The 25,454-nt window shown below is 56.0% G+C and carries 22 protein-coding genes; 9 read left to right on the forward strand and 13 right to left on the reverse strand.

Annotation, left to right across the window (positions count from 1 at the left end; translation table 11 throughout):
* Window positions 1-8: 8 nt before the first annotated feature.
* Together gap and tkt are read right to left on the reverse strand one after the other, a co-directional pair.
* Complete coding sequence (gene gap, locus IEX10_RS03990) at window positions 9-1,010, reverse strand: type I glyceraldehyde-3-phosphate dehydrogenase (RefSeq protein WP_188671106.1); 1,002 nt, start codon at window positions 1,008-1,010, stop codon at window positions 9-11.
* Between the two features lie 144 nt (window positions 1,011-1,154).
* Window positions 1,155-3,173, reverse strand: a complete 2,019-nt coding sequence (gene tkt, locus IEX10_RS03995; protein ID WP_188671108.1) for a transketolase — start codon at window positions 3,171-3,173, stop codon at window positions 1,155-1,157.
* 207 nt (window positions 3,174-3,380) lie between these two features.
* On the opposite strand from tkt, the gene IEX10_RS04000 reads away from it, so the two are divergent.
* A complete protein-coding gene (locus tag IEX10_RS04000) occupies window positions 3,381-3,878 on the forward strand; it encodes a hypothetical protein (RefSeq protein WP_188671110.1) in 498 nt (165 codons plus the stop codon).
* 1 nt (window position 3,879) lies between these two features.
* The gene (locus IEX10_RS20150; protein WP_188671112.1) at window positions 3,880-4,524 is read left to right on the forward strand and encodes a cell division protein ZapA; all 645 of its coding nucleotides are present in this window, start codon (window positions 3,880-3,882) and stop codon (window positions 4,522-4,524) included.
* 109 nt (window positions 4,525-4,633) lie between these two features.
* Here IEX10_RS20150 and grxD read toward each other — a convergent pair whose 3' ends face one another.
* The 3 genes from grxD to purL all read right to left on the reverse strand — a co-directional run bounded on the left by grxD (window position 4,634) and on the right by purL (window position 7,561).
* Complete coding sequence (grxD, locus tag IEX10_RS04010) at window positions 4,634-4,996, reverse strand: Grx4 family monothiol glutaredoxin (RefSeq protein WP_188671114.1); 363 nt, start codon at window positions 4,994-4,996, stop codon at window positions 4,634-4,636.
* Window positions 4,997-5,109: 113 nt separating this feature from the next.
* The gene (locus IEX10_RS04015) at window positions 5,110-5,346 is read right to left on the reverse strand and encodes a BolA/IbaG family iron-sulfur metabolism protein (protein ID WP_188671116.1); all 237 of its coding nucleotides are present in this window, start codon (window positions 5,344-5,346) and stop codon (window positions 5,110-5,112) included.
* Window positions 5,347-5,401: 55 nt separating this feature from the next.
* Window positions 5,402-7,561 carry a phosphoribosylformylglycinamidine synthase subunit PurL gene (gene purL / locus IEX10_RS04020; RefSeq protein WP_188671624.1) on the reverse strand — a complete coding sequence of 720 codons (2,160 nt, stop codon included), beginning with the start codon at window positions 7,559-7,561 and terminating at the stop codon, window positions 5,402-5,404.
* Between the two features lie 175 nt (window positions 7,562-7,736).
* Between purL and IEX10_RS04025 the strand changes: the two genes are divergently transcribed.
* The 3 genes from IEX10_RS04025 (at window position 7,737) to IEX10_RS04035 (ending at window position 9,825) form a co-directional block, all read left to right on the forward strand.
* Window positions 7,737-8,129 (forward strand): MAPEG family protein, encoded by a 393-nt coding sequence (locus IEX10_RS04025; protein WP_188671118.1) that lies wholly within the window; start codon window positions 7,737-7,739, stop codon window positions 8,127-8,129.
* Window positions 8,130-8,198: 69 nt separating this feature from the next.
* Window positions 8,199-8,549 carry a YciI family protein gene (locus IEX10_RS04030; RefSeq protein WP_188671120.1) on the forward strand — a complete coding sequence of 117 codons (351 nt, stop codon included), beginning with the start codon at window positions 8,199-8,201 and terminating at the stop codon, window positions 8,547-8,549.
* A gap of 22 nt (window positions 8,550-8,571) precedes the next feature.
* The gene (locus IEX10_RS04035) at window positions 8,572-9,825 is read left to right on the forward strand and encodes an RNA polymerase sigma factor (protein WP_188671121.1); all 1,254 of its coding nucleotides are present in this window, start codon (window positions 8,572-8,574) and stop codon (window positions 9,823-9,825) included.
* Window positions 9,826-10,010: 185 nt separating this feature from the next.
* On the opposite strand, the gene IEX10_RS04040 is transcribed toward IEX10_RS04035, so the two are convergent.
* On the reverse strand, window positions 10,011-10,904 hold the full coding sequence (locus IEX10_RS04040; RefSeq protein ID WP_188671123.1) for a LysR family transcriptional regulator: 894 nt from the start codon (window positions 10,902-10,904) through the stop codon (window positions 10,011-10,013).
* Between the two features lie 144 nt (window positions 10,905-11,048).
* On the opposite strand from IEX10_RS04040, the gene IEX10_RS04045 reads away from it, so the two are divergent.
* Complete coding sequence (locus IEX10_RS04045) at window positions 11,049-14,468, forward strand: indolepyruvate ferredoxin oxidoreductase family protein (RefSeq protein ID WP_188671125.1); 3,420 nt, start codon at window positions 11,049-11,051, stop codon at window positions 14,466-14,468.
* Window positions 14,469-14,477: 9 nt separating this feature from the next.
* Here IEX10_RS04045 and IEX10_RS04050 read toward each other — a convergent pair whose 3' ends face one another.
* Both IEX10_RS04050 and IEX10_RS04055 read right to left on the reverse strand, forming a co-directional pair.
* On the reverse strand, window positions 14,478-15,671 hold the full coding sequence (locus IEX10_RS04050; RefSeq protein ID WP_188671127.1) for a UbiH/UbiF family hydroxylase: 1,194 nt from the start codon (window positions 15,669-15,671) through the stop codon (window positions 14,478-14,480).
* A 38-nt stretch (window positions 15,672-15,709) separates the two neighbouring features.
* Window positions 15,710-16,351, reverse strand: coding sequence for a pyrimidine 5'-nucleotidase (locus tag IEX10_RS04055; RefSeq protein ID WP_188671129.1), 642 nt, complete (start codon window positions 16,349-16,351; stop codon window positions 15,710-15,712).
* Between the two features lie 153 nt (window positions 16,352-16,504).
* Here IEX10_RS04055 and IEX10_RS04060 point away from each other — a divergent pair, with 153 nt between their 5' ends.
* Both IEX10_RS04060 and IEX10_RS04065 read left to right on the forward strand, forming a co-directional pair.
* Entirely contained in the window at window positions 16,505-17,290 is a 786-nt protein-coding gene (locus IEX10_RS04060) for an FkbM family methyltransferase (RefSeq protein WP_188671131.1), read from the forward strand.
* Window positions 17,287-17,940 carry a GntR family transcriptional regulator gene (locus IEX10_RS04065; RefSeq protein WP_188671133.1) on the forward strand — a complete coding sequence of 218 codons (654 nt, stop codon included), beginning with the start codon at window positions 17,287-17,289 and terminating at the stop codon, window positions 17,938-17,940. Before IEX10_RS04060 ends, IEX10_RS04065 begins: the two co-directional genes overlap by 4 nt.
* Here IEX10_RS04065 and IEX10_RS04070 read toward each other — a convergent pair.
* Window positions 17,937-19,856, reverse strand: a complete 1,920-nt coding sequence (locus IEX10_RS04070; protein ID WP_188671135.1) for a glycosyltransferase family 2 protein — start codon at window positions 19,854-19,856, stop codon at window positions 17,937-17,939. The genes IEX10_RS04065 and IEX10_RS04070 overlap by 4 nt on opposite strands.
* Before the next feature lie 133 nt (window positions 19,857-19,989).
* Complete coding sequence (gene carA / locus IEX10_RS04075; protein ID WP_188671137.1) at window positions 19,990-21,153, reverse strand: glutamine-hydrolyzing carbamoyl-phosphate synthase small subunit; 1,164 nt, start codon at window positions 21,151-21,153, stop codon at window positions 19,990-19,992.
* A gap of 188 nt (window positions 21,154-21,341) precedes the next feature.
* Here carA and IEX10_RS04080 point away from each other — a divergent pair, with 188 nt between their 5' ends.
* Window positions 21,342-21,794 carry a GatB/YqeY domain-containing protein gene (locus IEX10_RS04080; protein ID WP_373287410.1) on the forward strand — a complete coding sequence of 151 codons (453 nt, stop codon included), beginning with the start codon at window positions 21,342-21,344 and terminating at the stop codon, window positions 21,792-21,794.
* A 131-nt stretch (window positions 21,795-21,925) separates the two neighbouring features.
* Here the strand turns inward: IEX10_RS04080 and IEX10_RS04085 are convergent, their stop codons facing one another.
* From IEX10_RS04085 to IEX10_RS04095, 3 genes are all read right to left on the reverse strand, one after another.
* Window positions 21,926-22,441, reverse strand: a complete 516-nt coding sequence (locus tag IEX10_RS04085; RefSeq protein ID WP_188671141.1) for a DUF2244 domain-containing protein — start codon at window positions 22,439-22,441, stop codon at window positions 21,926-21,928.
* A 99-nt stretch (window positions 22,442-22,540) separates the two neighbouring features.
* Window positions 22,541-23,446, reverse strand: a complete 906-nt coding sequence (locus IEX10_RS04090) for a bestrophin family protein (RefSeq protein ID WP_188671143.1) — start codon at window positions 23,444-23,446, stop codon at window positions 22,541-22,543.
* Window positions 23,447-23,586: 140 nt separating this feature from the next.
* Window positions 23,587-25,257, reverse strand: a complete 1,671-nt coding sequence (locus IEX10_RS04095) for a cytochrome c oxidase subunit I (protein ID WP_188671145.1) — start codon at window positions 25,255-25,257, stop codon at window positions 23,587-23,589.
* Window positions 25,258-25,454: the final 197 nt, after the last annotated feature.

Raw genomic sequence — 25,454 nt, forward strand, 5'->3', positions numbered from 1 at the left:
GCGGCCCGTCAAATAAGTTTGCCCATTGCTACAGCCGTGTCGGCCATACGGCAAGAGAAACCCCACTCGTTATCGTACCAAGACAGCACGCGCACAAGGTTTCCGCCCATCACCGTGGTTTGCAGCGATGCAAAGTTCGACGAGTGGGTGTTGTGGTTATAATCAATGGAAACAGTGGGTTCGTCGCCGTATTCCAGAATGCCCTTCATCGGACCTTCGGCTGCGGCCTTCATCGCTGCGTTGACTTCTTCTACGGAAGTGTCGCGCACTGGGATGAATTTCAGGTCCACGGCTGACACGTTCGGTGTTGGAACGCGGATCGCAGAACCATCAAGCTTGCCTTCCAGTTCCGGCAGCACCAGACCAACCGCTTTGGCGGCACCTGTTGTGGTCGGGATCAAGGACATGGCGGCGGCACGGGCGCGGTAGAGATCCTTGTGGCGACGGTCCAGCGTCGGCTGGTCGCCGGTGTAGCTGTGGATTGTCGTCATAAAGCCTTTGTCGATGCCAATGGCGTCGTTCAGCACTTTGGCAATCGGGGCAAGGCAGTTGGTGGTGCAGGAAGCGTTGGACACGATTAGGTCCTCGGCCGTCAGATCTTCGTGGTTCACACCGTAAACGATTGTCTTGTCGGCCATTTTCGCAGGGGCGGAGTTCAGAACCCGTTTCGCGCCCTGTTTCAGATGAACTTCGGAAGCGCCCTTGTTGTTGAACTTGCCGGTGCATTCCAGAACCACATCGACACCGGACCAGTCCAGTTCTTCAGGAGCATAAGTAGAGAACATCCGCATGTCACCGCGGCCAACGTTCATGGTGCCTTCGCCCAATGTGATGTCACCGGGGAAACGGCCGTGGATGCTGTCATATTTCAAAAGATGCGCAGTGGTTTCCAGAGGTCCGGTTGCGTTGATGGCAACGACTTCGATATCGTCCCGTCCGCTTTCAATGATGTGGGCCAATGTGCAGCGACCGATGCGGCCAAATCCGTTGATGGCAACTTTTACAGCCATGGTATTCTCCTAAAGTCCGAAAAAGATGCGGTGTGCGGAATGGCCCACCACTCGTTAAGAACCGCGTAAACGCAAGACGCCCGAAAGGGAACCTTCGGGCGTCTCTGATAAGAGCAATGTTAACGTTAAAGTACGATGTTAACGTTAAAGCAGGTTTTTTACTTTCTCGGCCAAAGCATCGGCGGTGATGCCGAAGTTGGCGTATAGTTCCTCTGCGGGTGCGGAGGCACCGAAGCTTTCCATGCCAACGAAGTCCGCTTTGTTGGCTTTGCCGCGCTCACCCGTTAGCCATTTGTCCCAGCCAAAGCGGGCTGCGGCCTCAATCCCGACGCGCACCGGACCAGCAGGCAGAACCTTGCGGCGGTAGGCTTCGTCTTGTGCTTCGAACAGTTCCCAGCACGGCATGGACACAACCCGTGTGCCGATCCCGACAGCTTGCAACTTTTCACGGGCGTCCAGTGCGATTTCCACTTCGGAACCGGTGGCGAGCAGGATTGCCTGACGTTTGCCCTCGGCCTCGGCCAGAACATAGGCGCCTTGGGCGGTCATGTTCTTGTTGGTGTGCTTGGTGCGCACTGTGCGAACGCCCTGACGGGTCAGGGACAGTACGGAAGGCGTGGACTCTGACGACATCGCCAGTTCCCAAGCTTCCGCCGTTTCCACTGTATCCGCAGGACGGAAGACCCAAGTGTTCGGTGTCGCACGGGAAATCGCCAGATGTTCAACCGGCTGGTGGGTTGGACCATCTTCGCCCAGACCGATGCTGTCATGGGTCATCACAAAGACCGTAGGTACACCCATCAGCGCGGCAAGGCGCATGGCAGGGCGGGCGTAGTCGGTAAAACACATGAACGTGCCGCCATAAGGACGCACGCCGCCGTGCAGCGCCATGCCGTTCATTGCTGCCGCCATACCGTGCTCACGGATACCGTAAGCCACATGGCGGCCTTTGCGGTTGCCCGGCTCAAACCAGTCCAGACCATCGGTCAGCGTGTTGTTCGATCCGGTCAAATCGGCAGACCCCCCGATGGTTTCCTTCATGATCGGGTTGATCACTTCCAGCGCCATCTGGCTCGACGCACGTGTCGCCTTCTTTGGCTGCTCTTCGGAAACCTTGCGCTTGAGCTGTTTGATCACAGCAGACAGGCGCTTGTGCGGTGTGCCGCTGATAACGCGGTCGAATTCGGCCTGACGGTTGTCGGACATTTCCGTCAGACGTTCGTTCCAAGCAGCAAATTCTTCGTTTCCGCGCGACCCGATGGCTTCCCATGCGGATTTCACGTCTTCTGGAATTTCAAACGCAGGGTAAGGCCAGTCGTAGAACTTACGCATCTGCTCCAGTTGGTCACCTTTGATGGCGTAACCGTGGCCAGCGCTGGTGTCCTGTACCCCTTCAACACCCACCGCAATGGTGGTTTTGCAGGCGATCATAGACGGCGTGTTAGTCTTCTTCGCCGCTGTCAGTGCCGCGTCGATTTCATCAGGGTTGTGACCGTCACACTCAAATACAGACCAGCCGGCAGCTTTGAAGCGTTTTTTCTGGTCAGTGATATCAGACAGTTCGATCTTGCCGTCGATAGAGATGTTGTTGTCATCCCAAAGAACAATCAGCTTGCCGAGCTTTTGTTTGCCTGCAAGGCCAATTGCCTCGTGGGAGATGCCTTCCATCAAGCAGCCGTCACCCGCGATCACGTAAGTATAGTGATCCACAACCGATTTGTTGAACCGTGCGGCCATGGACTGTTCAGCCATCGCCATGCCCACAGCATTGGCAACACCCTGACCCAGAGGACCAGTCGTTGTTTCGATCCCTTTGGCGTGGCCGTATTCCGGATGCCCTGCCGTTTTCGCGCCCCACTGGCGGAAATTGCGGATTTCATCCATGGTCATGTCTTCATAGCCCGTCAGGTGCAGCAGACCATAAAGCAGCATGGAGCCGTGACCGGCGGACAAGATGAAGCGGTCCCGATCCGGCCAATCAGGATTGGCGGCGTCAAACTTCAGGTGTTTCTCAAAAAGCACAGTGGCCACGTCGGCCATACCGATCGGCATGCCCTGATGACCGGAGGCCGCGGCATGAACAGCATCGGCTGCCAGAATGCGCAAGGCTGCGGCTTTTTTCCAATGGTCGGGATGGTTGGTCTTAAGCTCTGAAATGTCCACGAAAGGCCCTTTCTTCGGGGGGTGCGCTAGGGGATTTGCTGCCCTGTGATAGCAACTCAGCAAGGTTGGTCAAGCGATTGAAATGCGTTTACATCAGCTTTCTTTCGCAGCGAATTGTTTTTCCACTAGGAAAATGGTCATAATGGCCCCATAAAAATGATTCGCGAGCAGTTGATAGGCTGTCAGATACGAGCAGTAGGTGAAATGATGACACAATTTCCTAAGATTCAGGCGCGTTTTGATGCAGCGCTGGCGGTTTTCGAGGATGCCGCAGAAAACAGTGCAGACGCGGAAAAGCTTGAAGAACAGGCTGCCAAAATCGAACGGCTGAAAGAAGAACTGACCACGGCGCAAGATGCGCTCGATGAAGCCAAAGCGCGCATCGACGAAGTGGAAGCAGAACGTAAGGCGGCGGTCGAGAAGGCGGAGAACCAGCGGGTTGCGCTGGTCAAGCAAATCGACACGCTGGACAAGGCGCGTGCAACGAATGAGAACAATCTCACCAAGGCGCGCCAGTATAACAAGCACCTCAAAAAGCTGAACAGCGGTTTGCGCAAACAGAATGAAGAACACGTTGGTGATGCCGATCTGATCAATGCCTCGCTAGAGGCAGAATTGAACCAGATCAAGGAACAGCGCGATGTGGATCTTGAAGAAGTAAACGGGATTCTCGCCCGAATGACGCCTCTCGTGGAGGGCAATTAATATGGCTGAAGTAAGAGTATCCATCGGCGGACGGGATTTCGAAGTCGCCTGTCGCGACGGAGAAGAGCATTTCCTGCAATCTGCCGCGCTTATGCTGGACAATGAAGCCAGCGCGCTGAACGAGGCGCTTGGTCGGATGCCTGAAACGCGGATGCTGTTGATGTCCGGTCTGATGCTTGCGGATAAAACCGCCAGCCTAGAAGATCAACTGAAACAAACACCAGCCCCACAAGCAGGGCTTTCGGCTGAAGACGAAGCCGTGATCAAGCGGGCCCGTAAAACCGAAGCGCAGCTTGGTGCAGCGCAGGCCGAACTGGCCGAATTGCGTGCTGAACTGGCCGAAATGCAATCGCAAACCCATTCTGCAGGCTCTGAAGCGGAGAACGCCAAGGCCGAACGGGAAGCCGCCGAGGCCGTGCTTGTCGAACTGAAATCCGCGCGCGACGCGGCAGAAGAGCGGGCAAAAGAAGCCGAAGCCAAGTTGGAAGAAGCACAGTCCAAAGCGGATGACGCCGGAAAACGTGCCGATGACGCCGATGCCAAAGTGGAAGAAGCCCGCGCGGCCAAAGACTCCGCTGTGTCAGTGATGCAGGCGATGGTTAAGCGGATGGAAGAGGCCGCTGAACGTCTGCAAAAACAGGACTAAAGCTTAACGCAAGTCATTGTTACCAAATTAAAAACGCCGGAAGAGATCATCTTCCGGCGTTTTTTGTATTGTGGGACGTTCCTGAAATCGGTGCTAGGCACCAACCGGATCAGCCGTTGGCTTCGCGGATCTTGGCGGCCGCGTCTTTGTCGTAGGTCACGCCGTTTTCGTCAAACAATGTGTCCAGCTCACCCGAAAGGGTCATCTCGGTGATGATGTCACAACCGCCCACGAATTCACCCTTAACGTAAAGCTGCGGAATGGTTGGCCAATCAGAGTAATCCTTGATCCCCTGACGAATTGCATCATCGGCCAGAACGTTCACATCAGCGAAATTCACGCCCATGTAGTTCAACACGCCAGCCACCCGCGAGGAGAACCCGCATTGTGGCATAGAGGCAGTGCCCTTCATGAACAAAACCACATCGTTGTTGTCCACGGTTTCCTGAATTTGTGCGTTTGCGTCTGTCATTCTAAGTATCCTTGCTGCGGAGTGCCGCGTTTGCCAGACCATATATCAGTGAACTGGCGAATTACAATGGCACGGGCGGTTCACATCTGCGCCACGAACCGGCGCGTTTGCGTTTATTCTTTGGCTTTGGTGGTCAGGGCCAGCGCGTGCAATTCGCCGGAAGGGCCATCCATTTTGCCCTTCAGCGCCGCATAGACCATGCGCTGTTGTGCAACACGGTTCTTGCCGGCGAATTCCTCGGCCACCACATGGGCTGCCATATGCACACCGTCATCCCCTTGAACGGTGATGTCTGCTGTTGGAAAAGACTCTCGTAGCAAGGCTTCGATTTCTGGGGCGGACATGGGCATGGCGTATTCCTCTTGTGTCGTTGTACCGTTTAACGGTGTTTGGCGTCTTTGTGGATCAGCCGAACACCTTTGGCAAGCACTCCGCAAATCCGGCGCGGGCGGTTGACACGGGCAGGGACTCTGACCCGAGCGTAATGTCATTGCCCCCAAAGCTGCCGATGTTTTCCGCAACGATCCCTGCCGCGCTGGCTGCATCCAGCACGCTTTGCGCATCGGCGGTTGCGATAAGGTAGCGGCCCTGATCTTCGCCAAAGAACCAGCCGGCATCCCCGTCTTTCAACGTCACGCCGCAATCAGAGGCAAACGCCATATCCGCCGCCGCCAGCGCGAGACCGCCATCAGACAGATCGTGCGCCGCATTGATTAGACCCTTGGCCTGAACCGCGCGAATAAATTCGCCCGCAGCCCGTTCCTTTTCCAGATCAACATGGGGCGCATCGCCGTCTTCACGATCAAACACCTCCTTCAACAGGGCAGACTGGCCCAGATGACCCGAAGTCTCGCCGATCAGAACCAGCGCGTCGCCGTCCTGTGCCTGCGTGCCGATCAGTTCGTCCAGAGAGGACAGCAGACCCACAGCGCCAATGGTCGGGGTGGGCAGAATGCCAACGCCGTCCGTTTCGTTATAAAGGCTGACGTTGCCGGAAACGATCGGCATATCAAGCGCGGTACAGGCTTCGCCGATGCCGTGGATGCAGCCGACGAACTGGCCCATGATCTCGGGCTTTTCGGGATTGCCAAAGTTCATATTGTCTGTTGTGGCCAATGGTTTGGCCCCTGTCGCACACAGGTTGCGATAGGCTTCGGCCACCGCCTGTTTGCCGCCCTCATGGGGGTTGGCCTTGCAATAGCGTGGCGTCACATCCGAGGTGAAAGCCAGCGCTTTTGGCGTGCCATGAACCCGCACAACACCCGCATCCGATCCCGGACGTTTGACCGTGTCGGCCATAACCATCGTGTCGTATTGTTCATACACCCAAGCGCGCGAGGCGTAGTTGGGGGAAGATACCAGCGTCAGCAGCGCCTCGGCCGGATTGACCGCAGGCACATCCGCCACGGCCGCTGCCGCTGGGGTTTCCACCCACGGACGGTCATATTCCGGCGCCGTGCCAGACAGGGCCTTTAGTGGCAGATCGGCTTTGACTTCGCCGTTGTGCATGATCAGGAAGCGGTCTTCGGCAATGGTTTCCCCGACGATTGCGAAATCAAGGTCCCATTTGTCAAACACGGCCTTTGCTTCGGCTTCGAGTTCGGGTTTTAGAACCATCAGCATCCGTTCCTGAGACTCTGACAGCATCATTTCATAGGCGGTCATACTGTCTTCGCGGATCGGCACGTCTTCAAGGTTAAGACGCACACCAAGGTTGCCCTTGTCGCCCATCTCAACGGCGGAACAGGTCAGGCCTGCTGCGCCCATATCCTGGATGGAGATCACAGCACCGGTTTGCATCAGCTCCAGCGTTGCTTCCATCAGGCGTTTTTCGGTGAACGGGTCGCCAACCTGAACGGTCGGGCGTTTTTCTTCAATCGTGTCGTCGAATTCCGCACTGGCCATGGTTGCGCCACCAACACCGTCACGGCCTGTCTTTGCGCCCAGATACACAACCGGCATCCCGACACCTGACGCGGCGGAGTAGAAAATCGCATCCGTATCGGCCAGACCTGCGGCAAAAGCGTTTACCAGACAGTTGCCGTTATAGGCTTTGTGAAAGCGCAGCTCGCCGCCCACGGTAGGCACGCCGAAACAGTTGCCATAACCGCCAACACCCTCAACAACTCCGGACACCAGCGATCTGGTTTTCGGATGCGTGATCTCTCCGAAGGACAGAGAGTTCATCGCCGCAATCGGGCGCGCGCCCATGGTGAACACATCGCGCAGAATGCCGCCAACGCCCGTGGCTGCACCCTGATAGGGTTCGATGTAGGACGGGTGGTTGTGGCTTTCCATTTTGAACACCACACACTGGCCATCGCCAATGTCCACGATACCGGCGTTTTCACCCGGACCACAGATCACTTGGGGGCCTTCGGTCGGCAGGGTGCGCAGCCATTTTTTGGAAGATTTGTAGGAACAATGCTCGTTCCACATGGCGGAAAAGATGCCGAGTTCAGTGAACGTCGGTTCCCGCCCGATCAGATCGAGAATACGCTGGTATTCTTCCGCATTGAGGCCGTGATCTTTGATGAGTTTTTCGGTGATTGCCGGATCGGTCATGATGTGCTGTCCCAATGCGCGTGGTTTTCGAGGGCGTTCTACTGGAACCCTGTCATTGGCGAAAGACCCGAAACTGCCGCAGCCTGCATATTTTCGCATTTATTTGTGCGCCTCTGTCGATTCTGGCCCGTCCCGTTCGTCATTTAAGTATCAAACCCTACTGACGGAGGCTTACATGCCCTTACCCATAACATCTTTATATGCTGCAATTCTGGCGCTCATGCTGATCGCGCTAACCTATTACGTGATTAAAGGGCGGGCCAGTTCCGGTGTTTCGATCCTGCACGGCGATGATATGGCGCTGGCGACGCGGATCAGGCAACACGGAAACTTCGTTGAATTTGTTCCGATGGCGTTGATCGTCATGGCGCTGGCAGAACTGAGCGGCGCAAATGGCATCGCGCTGAATGTGGCGGGGCTTTTGTTGGTTGTCGCGCGGCTGGTTCAACCATTTGGAATGCACCCCGACATCGCCACCAAACCGCTGCGCATAATTGGCGGGGCAGGGACGCATCTGTCGATCCTGATCTCTGTCGCCCTGATCCTGCTGGCTCGTTTCTCTGGCTAACCCACACAGCATTTTGTTGATTTTCCACCCCGAGTTTGACCAAACTCGGCTAACCCGAAAGGACTTACCATGAAATATCTTGCTCTTATCTATTCAGCCCCCGGATCAAACCCCGACTATGGCACGCCGGAATTTGCCGCCTCTATGGAGGAGTGGAACAAGGTTAATCAGACCTATATCGATGCGGGGGTCATGGTTTCAGGCGATGCGCTGCAAGATGTGGCGACCGCAACATCGATCCGTATCCGCGACGGAAAAACCGAAACGATGGACGGGCCGTTTGCGGAAACCAAGGAACAGTTGGGCGGCTATTACCTGCTTGATTGCGCCGATCTGGACGAAGCGATCAAATACGCCGCGATGATCCCCGCCGCGCGATATGGCACCGTAGAGGTCCGCCCGATAATGGATCTGGGCTAGGCCGCTGGCTGCACCGGATAAAATGGTTCACGCTGTCCTGAGCGAAGTTGTACAGGACAGCCGTGGCCGTTTGCTGGCCGCGCTGATTGCGAATTTGCGGGATTTCCAATTGGCCGAGGACAGTATGCAAGACGCGCTGGCCTCGGCGCTGGTCCATTGGCGGCGCTCTGGGATTCCGGCCAATCCAACGGGCTGGTTGTTGCAAACTGCGCGGCGTAAAGCGATAGACCGTCTGCGAATGTCGCGAAATTTCGACAACAAATCAGCGCAATACGCGCATCTGCTAAAGCTGGATCAGGCAGACGCGGAGGAAGAATCCGAACAGGAAATTCCAGACGAACGCTTGCGGTTGATCTTTACCTGCTGCCATCCTGCGCTTGATCCGAAAACCCGCATTGCCCTGACCCTGCGCACGCTTGGGGGGCTGACGACCGCTGAAATCGCCCGCGCATTTCTGGACCGCGAACCCGCAATGGCACAGCGCCTTGTGCGGGCGCGCCACAAGATCGCCAAATCCGGTGTGCCGTTTCGAATCCCTGAGGGCGACCAGTGGGCAGAGCGATTGAACTCGGTCCTGAGCGTGATTTATCTGATTTTCAACGAAGGGTACGCCGCCACCAAAGGGGACCGCCAGATCCGCGTCGATCTGTGCGAGGAGGCGATCTTCTTGGCGCAGCTGATTGCCGAACTGCGCGCGGATCAACCCGAGGTAGACGGATTGCTGGCGCTGATGCTGATGATCCACGCACGCAGGCATGCCCGCGCCACACCGGACGGCGCGCTGATCCCGATAGAGGATCAGGACCGCACGGCATGGGACCAGCCAATGATCGCGCAGGGGATAAAGTTAATTGAAACGTCACTGCTGCGCGGTTCTTTGGGGCCATATCAGCTTCAAGCGGCGATACAGGCGGTGCATTCAGAGGCCCTTCATTTTCATACAACACGTTGGCATGAAATACTGGGCCTTTATGATCTGTTGGTACAGTTCGACGGATCGGCCATTGTCAAACTCAACCGCTGTGTGGCGCTCTCTTATGTGGACGGGCCGGAGGCAGCCTTACAGTCCAGTCAGGATTTGGACGTAGAACTGGCAGAGTATCAACCTTATCACGCAGCGCGGGCCGCCTTTTATCATCGTGCAAAGCGTCATTCCTTAGCGGTGCAATCCTATGACCGCGCAATAGACCTTTGCGACAATAACAGTGCAACAGCATTTCTAGTTGAGAAAAGGCGCGACGCAAAAAAAGAGGCCGAGCAGATGCTCGGCCTTTAGTCCAACAGGGAGGTGAAGATGAACGAGAACATTTGCTCAACCGTCCGCCTTCATGAGTAAGATATAAATCGAAAGTGTTAACGACAAGTGTAAAAAGGACACATACGTTGCATATCCGTCATGCGTTTTGCGCATAGCTGTTCCGGCACCGCGGCGTTTTCTCCTTAGCTCATTGAATTGCGGTGCTAAATTTGTGACAATTTCTTGTCAGCCTTAATCTCTTCCAGCACAAAATCCCGGAAGATCGCGACCTTTTTAGAGTGCCTAAGCTCCTCCGGGTAGGCCAGATAGACGGGAACTTGATGGCTTTGGTCATCTGGCAGAACACGTATAAGTTGCGGGAAGTCTACTGTGACATAGCTTGGCAACAACCCGATGCCCACATTATACAGCACCGCTTGCAAGACGCCAAAGTAGTTATTGACGGTCAGGTGGGACAGGTGTTCGCCTGCGAGAATAGGACGAATCCAGTTCAGGCTGGCTGTGACTTGCTGCGCTGTGAGGTTCTGACTGACGATCCGGTGCGAGCGCAGTTCTTCAAAGCTTTCAGGCGTGCCGAATTTATCAAGGTAGGGCTGGGTGGCGTAGAACCGCATGTTCACATCCATCAGGCGACGGCGGACCAGATCGGCCTGGCTCGGCTCTTTCATGCGGATCGCAACGTCGGCTTCGCGCATCGGCAGGTCCAGCACCCGTTCCTCCAGCATCAAATCAATCTTAAGATCTGGATACCGGTCGTAAAGCCGCCCCATGCGAGGCGACAACCACAAAGAACCAAAGCCGACAGAGGTTGTTACTTTCAGTTCGCCGAATACTTCATCTTCTGAATCCCGCAGGCGGGCTTCGGTCGACTCCAGTTTCTTGCTCATCGAAGATGTGGCGTCGAACATCAGCTCGCCTTGTTCGGTCAGGATCAAACCACGGGCGTGGCGGTGGAACAGCGTGACGCCAAGCGTTTCTTCCAGCGCGCGGATCTGGCGGCTGACAGCGGATTGCGACAGATGCAAGGCATCCCCCGCATGTGTCAAACTGCCCGCATCTGCGACGGCGTGAAAAATGCGCAGTTTATCCCAATCCATAGACTGCTCCTCCCAAGTTTTTATCGTTGGCGAATATGTAGGTGTCCAAGGGCTCAAAAGCAATGAAAAGACGTCGGGTGAATAGGTCTTGATAGGTCATATTTTATGACCTATTATCACTTCAAGCACTGTGGAGGATGCCCTATGACCAAACAGGAAATTTCACTTACCGACCGTTTCGATCTGACCAAGGACACCGTTCTGTTAAACGGGACCCAGGCGCTGGTGCGGCTTATGCTCGCCCAGAAAGAGCGAGACCGCGCCGTTGGTCTGAACACAGCAGGATACGTAACGGGCTATCGCGGATCGCCGCTTGGCGCGGTTGATTTGCAAATGGAACGGGCATCAAAACACCTTGAAGCCAACGATGTCGTATTTCAGGCCGGACTGAACGAAGACCTCGCCGCGACAGCGCTTTGGGGCGCACAGCAGGCGGAATTGTTCGGAGAGGGGAAATTCGACGGGGTTTACGGACTTTGGTACGGCAAAGGTCCGGGCGTTGACCGCTCTGGCGATGTGTTCCGCCACGCCAATATGGCCGGTACATCGAAGAACGGCGGCGTTTTGGTGTGCATGGGCGATGACCACACAGGCGAAAGCTCCACCGTATTGCACCAGTCTGAATTCGCGCTGGTGGATGCAATGATGCCAATCCTATCTCCGGCAGGTGTGCAGGAAGTGCTCGATTATGGCGCATATGGCTATGCGCTCAGCCGGTATTCCGGTTGCTGGGTCGGGCTGAAATGCGTGAAGGACACGATTGAAGCGACTGCGGTTGTGGATGGTGAACCGTCCCGCGTGTCGATCAAAACACCGACAGATTTCGATATGCCAGCCGACGGCATCAACATTCGCGCAGATGACAGCCCCGTCACACAAGAGGCCCGTCTGCACGATTACAAAAGGTTCGCAGCCGAAGCGTTCGCCCGGGCCAATAACCTCGACAAGCGGATGGCAGGCAAGCCGGGCGCGAAAATCGGCATCGTTTCAAGCGGTAAGAACTGGCTCGACACGCAGCATGCGCTGGACCTGTTGGGGCTGAATGAGGCCGAACTCGAACGTCTGGGCATCACCACTTACAAGGTCGCGATGGTCTGGCCGCTGGACATGACCAGCTTTCACGAATGGGCTGAAGGGCTCGACATGATTATTGTGGTCGAAGAAAAGCGCAAGCTGATCGAGGTCCAGATCAAGGAAGCCATCTTTGATGACCGCAACGCTCGCCGCGTGATCGGTTGGAAGCATGACATCCGCAAGGATGAAGTTGTTTTCACAGTCAAAGGCGCGCTGGAGCCGATCACGGTGGCCCGTAAAATCGGGATGCTGCTGGGCGAAGAGGGCCGTTTGACCGACGGTATCAAGCAGTCGCTGATGCGTCTGGATGAAGCCACCGCCGGTGACAACGCCGAAGAAATCGCGGCGCGCACGCCTTGGTTCTGCTCGGGTTGTCCGCACAATTCGTCCACCAAAGTGCCAGACGGGTCGCGCGCCTACGCGGGGATTGGCTGTCACTATATGGCGAAATGGATGGACCGTGACACCCACGGTTTTACCCATATGGGGGCGGAAGGTGCCAACTGGATCGGTGAATCGCTGTTCTCCTCGCGGGATCACGTGTTTCAGAACCTTGGCGATGGCACCTACAACCATTCGGGTGTGCAGGCGATCCGCGCGGCTTTGGCGGCGGACACCAACATAACCTATAAAATCCTGTTCAACGATGCCGTCGCGATGACTGGCGGGCAGGACAATGAAGGCGATCTGTCAGCCGCTAAGATCTGCGCTGAAATTCAGGCGATGGGACTTAAGAACTTGTTCCTTGTTTATGATGAAAAGGAAGAGATCGACTTCTCCGAATTCCCATCTGGTATTGAGAAATTCGAACGTGCGGATCTGCTGAAGGTTCAGGAAAAATGCACCAAGATCAAAGGTGTGTCTGCCATTGTTTATGTGCAAACCTGCGCTGCAGAGAAACGCCGCCGCCGCAAACGTGGCCTGTTTCCCGATCCCGATCAACGCGTGTTTATCAACCCTGCGGTCTGTGAAGGGTGCGGTGATTGCGGGGTGCAGTCGAACTGCGTTTCCGTAACGCCGCTGGAAACCGAACTGGGCCGCAAGCGGGCCATTGACCAGTCGAGCTGTAACAAGGACTTTTCCTGCGTGAACGGTTTCTGCCCAAGCTTTGTAACCGTCAAAGGCGGTACACCGAAGAAGCAGGCTGCAAGCGGTATGGAACTGCCGAAACTGGTCGATCCGGTAACTCCGACGATCAATGGCACCCATAACCTTGTGATTACAGGTGTTGGCGGCACTGGTGTTGTGACCGTTGGCGCGGTTCTGGCGATGGCCGCCCATGTCGAAGGCAAGGGCGCCGGTATGATGGAAATGGCCGGTCTGGCGCAAAAAGGCGGTGCGGTGCATATCCACTGTCGTATTGCGGAAAAACCGTCTGACATCAGCGCTGTACGGGTCGCAATTGGTGAGGCGGACGGGGTGATTGGTGGTGATCTGGTCGTCACAGCCGGTGCCAAGACGCTGGGTCTGATGGGGCGCGGACGCACCAAAGTGGTCTGCAATAGCCATGAAATCGTAACTGGCGATTTCACCCGTAATGCTGAATTTTCGCTGCCAAGTGATCGTCTGCAACTGTCCCTGACAGGGCGGCTTGGCGAGGAGGCGGTTAGCTTCTTTGACGCAACCGAACTGGCCCGTGTGCATCTGGGCGACAGCATCTATGCGAACATGCTGATGGTTGGCGCGGCGTGGCAGAACGGTCTGATCCCGCTGTCTGAAGAGTCGATCATGAAAGCGATTGAACTGAACGGCGCTGGCATCGAGGGTAACAAACGGGCCTTCGCGGTTGGTCGTTGGGCGGTCAGCCATCCGACTGATGCGGCGAAGTCTTTGGTAAGCACGGTGATCGAACTGCCAAAATCACTGGACGAAAAAATCAGCTATCGCGCCGATCTTTTGACTGCCTATCAGAATGATGCTCTGGCGAAGAAGTATCGGGATTTCGTTGCGAAAGTTGACAGCGCGGACCTGCGCGAAGCTGTGGCGCAGTCCTATTACAAGCTGTTGGCATATAAGGACGAATACGAAGTTGCACGGCTTCACGCGGATCATGTGGAAACAATGGTTGCCGAGAGTTTTGACAACGTCAAATCCCTTGAATTCCACCTCGCCCCGCCGATCCTACCAGGTAAAACAGCCGACGGGCGCCCGAAGAAGCGCAAGTTTGGTGCGTGGATTTTGCCGGTCTTTAACCTGTTGAAAAAGGGCAAGGTTCTGCGCGGCACCCCGTTTGATCCCTTCGGTTATTCCAGCGAACGTAAGATGGAACGCGCTCTGATTACCGAATTTGAGCGGGATATGAACGAAGTGTTGCCTCTGGATGGTCCTTCGACCCATGAACTGATCAAAGCGCTGGCGGAACTGCCGATGCAGATCCGTGGCTTTGGTCCGGTGAAACAGCAAAATGTAACTACAGTCGGCAAACGGCGCGAGGAGTTGCTTGCAATGATCCGCGCCGGTGGCACCACACATTCCGCCGCGGCGGAATAAGCCCAGACGTTACGCCCCAAGCCCCGCGCGCATTGCCGCGCGGCGCAGCGGGGTGGTTTCGTTCAACAGTTGCAACCCCTTCAGGCGCAGGGCCCGCAAATCTGGGCTTTGCGCCAGTGCAGCACGGTTCAGCATGTCGACGCCGGACACGCGGGCCGTAATGTCGGGCATCCGTTTACGTTCAAATGCGGCCAACATGTCCTGACTGCCCGCGATGTGACCGGACTCCAGCAAATCGACCAGCGCCTGCACATCCCCAAGGCTCATGTTCAGACCTTGCGCGCCAATCGGGGGCACAACATGGGCAGGCTCGGCGATCAGCGCGGTATGGGCTCCGGTCAATCGCTCTGCTTTTTGGGAGATGATCGGCCAGATATTGCGCGGGCTTGTCACAGTTAGCGGGCCAAGAATATCGCACGCCCGAAGGTTGGCTTTGGCAGTAAACGCAGCCTCGTCCAGTTCCATCAAAGCCGCCGCCTTGGGGCCGGTTTCCATCCAGACCACGGCGGACTGTGGCTGTCCGTTATGGTCGGGCAGCGGCACCAGTGTGAATGGACCACCGCTGCGATGAATTTCCGTCGAAATATTGTTGTGCGGGCGCGGATGAGAGACGGTAAAGACGATTGCTTTCTGCCCGTAACGCCATGTTTTCACGCCAATATCCAGCATTTTCCTGATCGGGGAGTTGCGCCCGTCTGCGGCCACCACCAGCGGCGTTTGCACCTGTGACCTATCGCTTAGCGCCACCACCGCGTGGGCTTCGCGGGCCACAATGCGGTTGGTTTTCACGCCCATTCGCAGCGTAATATTGTCAGTCTGTTCAATCTGCGCCAACAGTTCGCGGCGCAACAGCCAGTTCGGCAGGTTCCACCCGAAAGGCTGGTCAGACAGCTCTGCTGCGTTGAAATCGGCAAGGTAACGGATCTCCCCAGCCTCGCCACCCGCATCGGCGAGCCGCATGATCTGAAGCGGCGCGGCGTAGCGGGCGAAACGGGGCCACAGTCCGGCCTGCTCCAGCGTGGCGCGGGCAGGCTGCAAAAAAGCAGTGCTGCGCCGGTCCGCCTTGGGGTCGTTTTGCGTGGTGACGGGGGGCTGTGGATCGACACAAAGAACCGACAGCCCCAACCGCCCGAGCGCACAAGCCGCAACCAGCCCCGAAAGGCCACCGCCGCTGATAAAAATATCAAAGTTTTCCCGTGTCATACCTCTGAGTTAGAGCGGCCGCCCCCCAAAGGGAAGTGTCAGGAGACGATCTGCGACAGAAAACCCGTCAAATCCTCGGTCTGGTGGTGGATGTAGGGACGCTCCACCTTGGGGCCGACCAATACAGTCCGCATCCCCAGCGTATGGGGAATCTCCAGATTGCGGGGATCGTCCTCAAACATAGTGGCTGTTTTTGGATCAAATCCATCCCGTCGCATAATCGCGGCATAGGCATCAGCACCGGGTTTAGGTAGGAAATCCGAATGCTCGATCCCATAAATCGCATCAAACACGCCGGTCAACCCACGGGCCTTGAGCACGCGGATGGCGTGGTTTTCCGAACCGTTGGTATAGACGATCTTGCGTCCGGGCAGGTCCGAAATATGGGCGCAGAGGGCCGCGTCTTCTGGCACATGATCCAGCGTGATTTCATGGACCGCATCAAGATAGGGCAGCGGATCAAGATTATGCTCCTGCATCAGCCCCGCAAGCGTCGTGCCATAGGTTTGCCAATAGTGGTTGCGCAGGTAATCCGCTTTGGGTTGATCCACCTCAAGCGCATCCATCACATAGCTGGTCATGCGGACCTCTATCTGATCGAACAGACGGCAATCGGGCGGGTAAAGCGTGTTGTCGAGATCAAAGACCCAACAGTTAACATGGGAAAAATGCTGTTTCATGGCCCTATGAATAGGCTGGAACGCAGGTCAGGGAAACCGGCAAGCTGGCAATTTCGCGATAGGGCTGCGAAAAACTTTCCCTTGGCGGGCAAAGGGGTTATCACTTGCCAACACAGTCCTGTTACACGGGACCGGACGGGGAGCGAGCGGATCATGACACCGAGCGAGAAGATAGTTCAGGCGCGCAAACTACTGCATGAGGCAGGGCAGGAGCTGACCGAGCTGCTGCAAAACAACCGCAGTCGCGCGCGCGGCGGGATGTTGCGCGAGTTGCATACGCTGGGACGGATGACGGGGGAAAATGACCACTATTTCTCTCAGGCCGGGCAGGACCGGATCGTCGATAATATCCTTGGCCAGAAAACCGACGGCGTTTTTGTGGATGTAGGCGGCTATGACGGTGTAACCGGTTCTAATTCCTTGTTTTTTGAGGTGTTTCGCAATTGGAGCGGTATTCTGGTGGAACCTGCCCCAACCCAATTGCGCAAGGCCGAGGCCGTGCGGCGCTGCCCCTGTCTTGGCTATGCTGTGGCGGGGGAGGCCGGAAGGCTCGATTTTATGGAAGTGACCCGCGGCTACACCCAGATGAGCGGATTTCTGGACAGTTATGACCGCGATCTGCTGGCCCGCGTGCGCGGTGATGCGCGTCATGTCGAAGTGGTACATCAGCTGGATGCAAAGCCGCTGAACGACATTCTGCGTGCGCAGGGGATGCAGAAGATTGATTTCCTCTCGCTCGACGTGGAAGGCGGGGAATTGGACATTCTGCGCAACTTTGATTTTCAGGCTTTCGATGTGGACTTGTGGAGTATCGAAAACAACACGCAGGATTCCCTGATCCCCGAACTGATGCGGGATCACGGGTATGATTTGATTGAATTTGTCGGGGTAGATGATCTGTTTCGCAAACGTAAGCCAGCGGCAGGACCAGCAGAATGACACGCCCGAACGAACCTAAAGACGCCTACGAACTGATCCTGAACGCGATTGATATCGGCATTTACCGTCCTGGCGACAGGTTGGTGGAAAGTGAGTTGGCAGAGCGGTTTGGCGTGTCCCGCACCCCCGTGCGCGAGGCGTTGCAGCGGCTGGAAACCCAAACCATGCTGACGCGGGACGGGCGTTCGTTGATTGTTTCGTCGCTTGATCACAACCAGATGGCAGAGCTTTACGAAGTCCGCGCAGAGCTGGAAGGGCTGGCCGCGCGGCTGGCAGCGAAACATGCGTCCGTAGAAGAGATCAAAGTGCTGCACGCCATGATCGAAGAGGATCGCAAATATCTGAACCAGCCCCGCGAACTGTCCATCGCAAACCGCAGGTTTCATCGCCAGATCCATCTGGCCAGCCGGAACAGGTATCTGGTTCAACAGCTTGAAATGGTTCACAGATCTATGGCTTTGCTGGCTGAAACATCCCTTGCTGCGGACGGGCGCGGAGAAATGGCATTGGCGGAACACCTTGCCATCGTTCAAGCGATTGAAAAGGGGGATGCAGCCTCTGCGGAGCGGCGTCTAAAAGAGCATTTGTCCTTTGCTTTTGAAACGCGCCTAAAGGCGGATGCGGGTGAAATCGGCGCAGGTGACGCCTAGTTCGGTGCCTCATTCAATGTCTCGGCCATATGTGCCGTTAACCTGTTAATCTCCTCTTGGTGTTCGACGTCATTGATGCCGTGGCTGGTCTTGTCCCAATAGCTCGGATGGACGAACAATTCCCACAGGGCCTTATAGGCTGCGAATGCGCCGAGTGGCCAGTAAAACAGCATGGTTGGCAAACGGCTGTAAAACGCAGGGGTTTTGCGCCGTTTCACAGCCAGCGCGCCAAGGCCGAGCAGCAGGATTTCGGTCGATACGAATGCAACCACCAACATGGTAAACAGGTCTGTCGGCACAGCATCGTAAACGGGGAGCGGAACCCCGAAAGTGTAAAGCCACATGGGCAGAACAAGGGGCACCGCCACGAAAGAAGTGAACGTCCCGATCATCTGAATTTGAAACACCAGAAACCCGATCGGCCCTGTCTGGCGGAGCAAGGCCAGCGGGTGGCGCATGTGGGTGATCCACGTTTGCAAGAACCCTTTCAGCCAGCGCGATCTTTGCCGGACCCACGGCAAGACGCGGAAATTTGCTTCTTCATAGGTGGTCGCATCGGACCACAGGCACCGGTATCCCGCACGGTAGAGTCTGATGCCAAGGTCGGCATCCTCTGTCACGTTATGGGCGTCCCAGCGCCCGAGTTTTTCAAGTATATCGCGGCGGAAAAACACCGATGTTCCGCCCAAAGGCACAGGCAGGTTCCAGCGTTGCAAGCCGGGCAGCATGACACGGAATAAGATAGCATATTCAATGGTAAAGCACTTTGATATCCAGTTGGTCGCGCTGTTGTAAAAGTCGAGCTGGCACTGGACGCAGGCGACGGATTCATCGGCCTGATCGAATATGCGGACCACCTTGTGCAACTGATCTGGTTCCGGCGCGTCCTCTGCATCATAAATCCCGATCACATCGCCACTGCAAAAATCGAGCGCATAGTTCATCGCCCTTGGTTTGGTCTGAAGCGTGTCGGCTGGTACTTCGATCTTGCGCATCCAATAGGGCAGGCGCCGCGCAGCGAGATGGTTTTTTGTCGCACTGTCGTTTTCTTCGTAGACCAGACAGATTTCCAGAAGTTGTTTGGGATAAACAAGCGCTGACATACGCTCTATCAGGCGGTCCACGATATCCTCCTCCCGCAATAGGGGGAGCAGGATTGAGACTTTGGGCAGTTTATGGCGCCGTGGGATTGTGGGGGGCGGAAGGGCCGGTTTCTTTGACATCATCATCGCGCCTTTCAGCAGGCCATTGGCCAGCAGCGCGCAGAAAATCCACATCACCAATCCAACAAGCAGCACCTGTGGAGCAAATATGCCAGCGGCGATAAGGGCGGCCAACAGTGCCGCACCGATCAAGCGGGGGCGCAAGCCGGACCAGCTACGACAGCTCATCCCTTCGGGGGTGTGGCTGTTGGCAGCTTTGGACAAATCCTGCCGGTGGTGGATCGTATAATGATGAAGGATGGCGCTGCGACGGGTCAGAACAAACCGGTAGTTTGGTGCGGTGTCGCCAAGCAGGGATTTAACAGCTTCAATCCGGTCCGGATCGGTCAGCGCAACAGTCAGGGTATTACCCACAAACTGCCATAAAACAAAGCGGTGTTTGATCCCGATAGCCGGATCAATCATGCCGCGCAGCAACGGTGAGGGGGGGGCGAGATGTAAATCCACGACCGGAAGGGCGGATTGTTCGGCAGCCGCGTTCAACCGTGCAGTTTCATCAACAAAATTAAGCCCTTGAAGGAGATCGGATAGAGGTTGCCCCTGATGGCTTTGAACCGCCAGCGCCTTAAACATATCCCCCGGTGCGTCCGAAGCGTCACGCAGCAGCAAGTTCTGCAAGCGGGTATTCTGCCGGATCGAACCTGCAAGCGGACGCATCCCGTCAATCATCTTCTTTGGTAGAGAAATCGACATAGTCAAGACCTTGTGAACGACAGGTCTTCATCATGGCGGAGGAAAGTTAAGACCCCCTTAACATTGCTTTAACAGACGAAAAAACCCGCCGGCGCAGTGCTGCGCGGCGGGTTTTAAAGGGTTTTTAGTTGTATCAGGCTGCTGTCATAGACTCTGCAAACCGTTCAAACAGATAGTAGCTGTCCTGCGGGCCGGGGCTGGCCTCAGGGTGGTGCTGAACAGAGAACACGGGACGGTCGGACATGCGGATACCACAGTTGGAGCCATCAAACAGGGACACGTGGGTTTCTTCCACGCCGCTTGGCAGGCTTTGCCCGTCCACCGCGAACCCGTGGTTCATTGAGGTGATTTCGACCTTGCCAGTTGTGTAGTCTTTGACCGGATGGTTGGCGCCGTGATGTCCGTGGCTCATCTTCATGGTTTTCGCGCCGAGCGCGAGTGCAAGCATCTGATGACCAAGACAAATACCGAAAATTGGCAGGTCCTGTTTTTCCAGCAGAGTCTGGATCATCGGCACAGCATAGGCGCCGGTCGCCGCCGGATCGCCCGGCCCGTTGGACAGGAAAACACCTTGGGGATCATGGGCCAGAACTTCTTGTGCGGTGGCGGTGGCGGGAAGAACCGTCACTTCGCAACCCGCAGAAGCAAGGCAACGCAGGATGTTGCGTTTTGCGCCGTAGTCGATCGCCACAACCCGTTTGCCAGGACCGGTCCGGCGGGTGAAACCTTCGGGCCATGCCCAGCGTTGTTCGTCCCATTTATAGGACTGACCGCAGGTTACGTCCTTGGCTAGATCAAGCCCTTCCAGGCCTTCAAAAGCGCGGGCATGCTCCAGCAGTGCAGGCATGTCGAACTGTCCATCAGGACGGTATTCGATCGCCACATGAGGTGCCCCTTGCTGGCGGATCGCACGGGTCAGGCGGCGGGTATCAATGCCGCCAACGCCGATCCGGCCCCGTTTGGACAGCCATTCGGACAGGGTTTGCTCGGACCGCCAGTTGGACGGCTCCGTCGGATCCCATTTGACAATCATTGCGCGGGCCACCGGATCGGCTGTTTCGTCGTCTTCAAGGTTAACACCGGTATTCCCGATATGAGGGAAGGTGAAGGTGATCGCCTGTCCAGCATAAGAAGGATCGGTCATGATCTCCTGATAGCCGGTCATCGCCGTGTTAAAACACAGCTCTGCCTGAATACGGCCCGGTGCGCCGAAGCCCTTGCCATAAAAGGTGGTCCCATCCGCAAGCACAATGCAGGCAGTGGGAAAATCGGGTTGGTCTGATGCGGTTTTGGGCATGGATATGACAGCTTCCTTTGGCCAAATTTGCGCGAAACTACGCCCAAGGTTCTGCAAGGTCAAGAGCCGTGCTAAAATGAAATATCCAATAAGATCAGCGTTTTAAAAAATGTGATCCCAGTTGTCTCCAAACCGCTTTCGGGGTAAACACGGGGCTTGGATTTTGCAACTGCCGGGAGTTGGATGCAATGAGAGATCGAATTAATACCAAGGTCAAGCAGGCCATGCGCGAAAAGGACAGCGAGCAGCTGGGAACCTTGCGTTTGATCAATGCTGCGATCAAAGACCGTGACATCGCTGCGCGTGCCGAAGGCAATTATGACGGGGTTTCCGATGAGGAAATCCTCACGGTGATGGCCCGTATGATTAAGCAGCGTCGCGAAAGTGCCAAAGCTTATGAAGAAGGCGGGCGGCTGGAGTTGGCTGAGAAAGAAATCAGCGAAATCAGCATTATAGAACAATTCCTGCCGAAACAGCTTTCTGATGAGGAATTGCAGACCGCTGTGAAAAAGGCAATTTCGGAAACCGGCGCGGAGAGCATTCGTGACATGGGTCGGGTGATGGGGATTCTCAAATCCAACTACACTGGACAGATGGATTTCGGCAAGGCGGGCGGCACCGTTAAAGAGATGCTCGGCTGAACGTCACAGGGTCAAAAACTCTGCACAAAGGAGCGGATGTAATGACGTCTGCTCTTGCAATCACAGGTTAGAATTGATTCGCTGGAAAAGGCACGGTTGCGACCGTGTCTTTCCTTTTGTTCTACTTCCGCTCAGGGCTGTCGGCAGGCGTTCAGTTGCGCCGTAATCTCTTTATCCAGTGTCACTCGCTCCGCAGCGGTCAAAAAGGCGCCGAGTTCGATCTCGCGTCCTTGACCTTTCAGTGTCAGATAATTCTCAACCGTCTTTGTCTTGCGCAGCCGTGTTGTCACCCAATAGGGGTTCGCCATCCAGTATTGGTCCGCACTGCGCGGGTTCTGTCGGTGCACGGCAATCAGGTCCGGCCAAATGCGGATATGTTCTCCGAGCGTGCCGTCGTGATCATTACGCCGGATGAAATACCACAGCGCCGCAAGGGCTGCGCCGAGATAGGGCAGCAGGGTCCATAGCGCGAATGTCCCCAGAAAAGCCACCAGCGGCAGGGCCAGTGCCGAGGCTGTGAAGGCGATGGTAACGACGAATCCCTGATTGCTCAGCGAGCGGTGCGCTTTGAGGTGACGCTCAAACAGGGGCGGATCGCTCCGGTTGGTGGCGGTGTTATAGTGATCTGCATTGGGCGGGTGTTCCATCGGATGAAATTGTCCCAGAACGCCGGGAGGTGCAAGCTCCGCCGCCCGCTGTAGCCTGCGGCACGTTTGTTAATGCGGTCGGGCTCCACGATCCGGCGGTTAGCTCAGAACGTGGTTCACAACCGGAACAGGGTCCGGTGCCGGTTTCCCCGTTGCCTCGGCCACAGAGGTTTCAATGGTCCGGCACAAAGCGTCCAGTGGGAGACCGTTTTGAAGGTCATGAAACGGACGCTCCAATTCATTCGTGACCGTTTGCAGCCCGAAAAACACGTAAGCGACCACCGCAGCAAAGACAGGTGCGAACCATCCGGTTGCTTCAAGCAGCGCAAAAGGCAGAAGTCCGCAATAAAGATAGGTCGTGCGACGTACCAGCAGGGAATAAACATAAGGAAGGGGCGTGGTCTGTATCCGTTCGCAACTCGCCTGTGCGGTGGCCAGAGAGGACAGAGTTCCAGACAGGGTCATCTGGCCAAAGCCGTCAATCCGTTTTCGATCTGCCAGCACCGAGAGCTGTTCTGCAATATCGCGCAATGCGGCATCCGCGGGGTTGCGAAAACTCTGCAGTTGGTCCGCTTTATCCGCGCCGATGAAGGGAACGATTTGATCCTTAACGTCTGTTTTGCGCAGGAACCCGCGATGCAGATGAGCAAAAGCCACTGCATGGTTAAGTATATCTTGGCGCGCTTCGTCGTCCCTGACAAAGAGGCTGGTCTGACGGGCGAGGTTGCGGATTTCGGCAATCAACGAGCCCCACAGCTTGCGCGCTTCCCACCAGCGGTCATAGGCCGCGTTGTTGCGAAAGCCCAGAAACAACGAGAGCGCAACGCCGAAGATCCCCATCGCTGCGATGGAAATGTGGGGCAGTGGAACGAAGAAATAGTCCAATGCCACAACCAGCAAGGCCAGTAGGGCGATCGTGGAAATCTTGCCAAGGATGGCAGGGACAACGGACCCTTGCACAATGAAGAACAGTTTCAACGAGGAGGGCGGTTCACGCAGGATCATAACAGGGCCTGAAAGTTGCTTGGCACAGTGGTGGGACAAATCTGCAAAAATGCCAACAGAAATTTCGTCTTTCAGCCCCGCCAAAATGAAAAAGGCCGAAGCATATGCTCCGGCCTTTTCTTATTCGCTACGGGAAGCCACTAGTGTTTCTGGTGGTCCCACATATCGGGTGTCGGCAGAGTTTCAAATGTGTGCTCTGGCGGAGGTGTTGGAAGGGTCCATTCCAGCGTATCCGCGCCTTCACCCCAGTAGTTATCCTCGGTGATTTTCTTGCCCCACATCAGGGTGTAGAAAACGATGCCGATGAAGAACACGAAGGATGCGAAGGACAGGAAGGCACCATAAGTGGAGACTTCGTTCCAGAGCGAGAACTGCTCTGGGTAGTCGATGTAACGGCGTGGCATACCTTGGCGACCCAGAAAGTGTTGTGGGAAGAAGGTGATGTTGGCACCGATGAACATCATCCAGAAGTGCAGCTTGCCGGCCCATTCAGGGTACTGACGACCGGACATTTTACCGATCCAGTAGTAGACGCCCGCAAAGATACAGAACACAGCACCCAGAGACATAACATAGTGGAAGTGCGCAACCACATAGTATGTGTCGTGATAGGCGCGGTCCACACCAGCCTGTGACAGCACGATCCCTGTAACCCCACCAACGGTGAAGAGGAACAGGAAGCCGAAGGCCCAGTACATTGGTGTTTTCATCTCGATAGAGCCGCCCCACATGGTTGCGATCCATGAGAAGATCTTGATGCCTGTCGGCACCGCAATCACCATTGTCGCCAGCATGAAGTAGGACTGCTGTGTCAGGGACATGCCCACGGTGTACATGTGGTGTGCCCAGACAACAAAGCCAAGCGCGCCAATGCCAACCATCGCGTAAACCATCGGCAGGTAGCCAAAGATCGGCTTGCGCGAGAAGGTTGCGATAACGTGGGAGATGATACCAAAGCCCGGAACAATGATCATGTACACTTCGGGGTGACCGAAGAACCACAGCAAGTGCTGGTACAGGATCGGGTCGCCGCCGCCGGATGGATCAAAGAAGGTTGTCCCGAAGTTACGGTCTGTCAGCAGCATGGTGATCGCGCCGGCCAGAACAGGCAGGGACAGAAGGATCAGGAAGGCTGTGACGAAGATCGACCACGCGAACAGCGGTGTTTTATGCAGGGTCATCCCCGGCGCACGCATGTTCAGGAAGGTGGTGATCATGTTGATCGCACCAAGGATCGAGGACGCACCGGAAACGTGAACCGCAAAGATTGCGAAATCCATCGAATAACCGGCCTCTTTGGTGGACAGCGGCGCATAAAGCACCCAACCCACACCGGAACCGAGCTGGCCGTTGCCGCCCGGAGACAGCAGGGACAGAACTGCAAGTGACGAACCAGCCACATACATCCAGTAGGACAGGTTGTTCATCCGCGGGAACGCCATATCCGGCGCACCGATCATCAGTGGCATAAAGTAGTTACCAAAACCGCCGAACAGGGCGGGAATAACCACAAAGAACATCATCAGGATGCCGTGGCCCGTGATCAACACGTTCCAGAGGTGGCCGTTTGGCGTACAGTTTTCAACAGCGGCCGCCATGAGGGACGCGCCCTCCATGCACATGTGTTGAACACCTGGTTCCATAAGTTCCAACCGCATAAAGACGGTAAAACATACGGAAATGAATCCCAGTAGGCCGGCTGTAAACAGGTACAGCACACCGATATCTTTGTGGTTGGTTGACATAAACCAACGGGTAAAGAACCCGGGTCTTGCGTGGTCGTCGTGACCATGGGTGGCTGCGTCTGCCATGCTTGTTTCTCCTGACACGTCTTTTGTTGCCGCGAATCCCCGTTTCCGGGGTCCGCAGATACCCGACGCCTACATACCCCAGCCCATGGGGTGTCTCAAGCCGATTAAAAGTCGCAGGTTACAGGCGGGAGCATCTGTCGCAGGACGGCTGAGGCTGCGGGTTTCACGGGCTTTGACGATTTTCTATCACAGCTTGT

The organism is Neptunicoccus cionae (assembly GCF_014643735.1).
Lineage (GTDB): Bacteria > Pseudomonadota > Alphaproteobacteria > Rhodobacterales > Rhodobacteraceae > Amylibacter > Amylibacter cionae.

What these genes read in the sequence shown, in the direction of transcription:
- gap (WP_188671106.1), bottom strand. Translation starts at nt 1,010, where the DNA reads ATGGCTGTAAAAGTTGCCATCAACGGATTTGGCCGCATCGGTCGCTGC.
- IEX10_RS04000 (WP_188671110.1), top strand. Translation starts at nt 3,381, where the DNA reads ATGACACAATTTCCTAAGATTCAGGCGCGTTTTGATGCAGCGCTGGCG.
- IEX10_RS20150 (WP_188671112.1), top strand. Translation starts at nt 3,880, where the DNA reads ATGGCTGAAGTAAGAGTATCCATCGGCGGACGGGATTTCGAAGTCGCC.
- grxD (WP_188671114.1), bottom strand. Translation starts at nt 4,996, where the DNA reads ATGACAGACGCAAACGCACAAATTCAGGAAACCGTGGACAACAACGAT.
- IEX10_RS04015 (WP_188671116.1), bottom strand. Translation starts at nt 5,346, where the DNA reads ATGCCCATGTCCGCCCCAGAAATCGAAGCCTTGCTACGAGAGTCTTTT.
- purL (WP_188671624.1), bottom strand. Translation starts at nt 7,561, where the DNA reads ATGACCGATCCGGCAATCACCGAAAAACTCATCAAAGATCACGGCCTC.
- IEX10_RS04025 (WP_188671118.1), top strand. Translation starts at nt 7,737, where the DNA reads ATGCCCTTACCCATAACATCTTTATATGCTGCAATTCTGGCGCTCATG.
- IEX10_RS04030 (WP_188671120.1), top strand. Translation starts at nt 8,199, where the DNA reads ATGAAATATCTTGCTCTTATCTATTCAGCCCCCGGATCAAACCCCGAC.
- IEX10_RS04035 (WP_188671121.1), top strand. Translation starts at nt 8,572, where the DNA reads ATGGTTCACGCTGTCCTGAGCGAAGTTGTACAGGACAGCCGTGGCCGT.
- IEX10_RS04040 (WP_188671123.1), bottom strand. Translation starts at nt 10,904, where the DNA reads ATGGATTGGGATAAACTGCGCATTTTTCACGCCGTCGCAGATGCGGGC.
- IEX10_RS04045 (WP_188671125.1), top strand. Translation starts at nt 11,049, where the DNA reads ATGACCAAACAGGAAATTTCACTTACCGACCGTTTCGATCTGACCAAG.
- IEX10_RS04050 (WP_188671127.1), bottom strand. Translation starts at nt 15,671, where the DNA reads ATGACACGGGAAAACTTTGATATTTTTATCAGCGGCGGTGGCCTTTCG.
- IEX10_RS04055 (WP_188671129.1), bottom strand. Translation starts at nt 16,351, where the DNA reads ATGAAACAGCATTTTTCCCATGTTAACTGTTGGGTCTTTGATCTCGAC.
- IEX10_RS04060 (WP_188671131.1), top strand. Translation starts at nt 16,505, where the DNA reads ATGACACCGAGCGAGAAGATAGTTCAGGCGCGCAAACTACTGCATGAG.
- IEX10_RS04065 (WP_188671133.1), top strand. Translation starts at nt 17,287, where the DNA reads ATGACACGCCCGAACGAACCTAAAGACGCCTACGAACTGATCCTGAAC.
- IEX10_RS04070 (WP_188671135.1), bottom strand. Translation starts at nt 19,856, where the DNA reads ATGTCGATTTCTCTACCAAAGAAGATGATTGACGGGATGCGTCCGCTT.
- carA (WP_188671137.1), bottom strand. Translation starts at nt 21,153, where the DNA reads ATGCCCAAAACCGCATCAGACCAACCCGATTTTCCCACTGCCTGCATT.
- IEX10_RS04080 (WP_373287410.1), top strand. Translation starts at nt 21,342, where the DNA reads ATGAGAGATCGAATTAATACCAAGGTCAAGCAGGCCATGCGCGAAAAG.
- IEX10_RS04085 (WP_188671141.1), bottom strand. Translation starts at nt 22,441, where the DNA reads ATGGAACACCCGCCCAATGCAGATCACTATAACACCGCCACCAACCGG.
- IEX10_RS04090 (WP_188671143.1), bottom strand. Translation starts at nt 23,446, where the DNA reads ATGATCCTGCGTGAACCGCCCTCCTCGTTGAAACTGTTCTTCATTGTG.
- IEX10_RS04095 (WP_188671145.1), bottom strand. Translation starts at nt 25,257, where the DNA reads ATGGCAGACGCAGCCACCCATGGTCACGACGACCACGCAAGACCCGGG.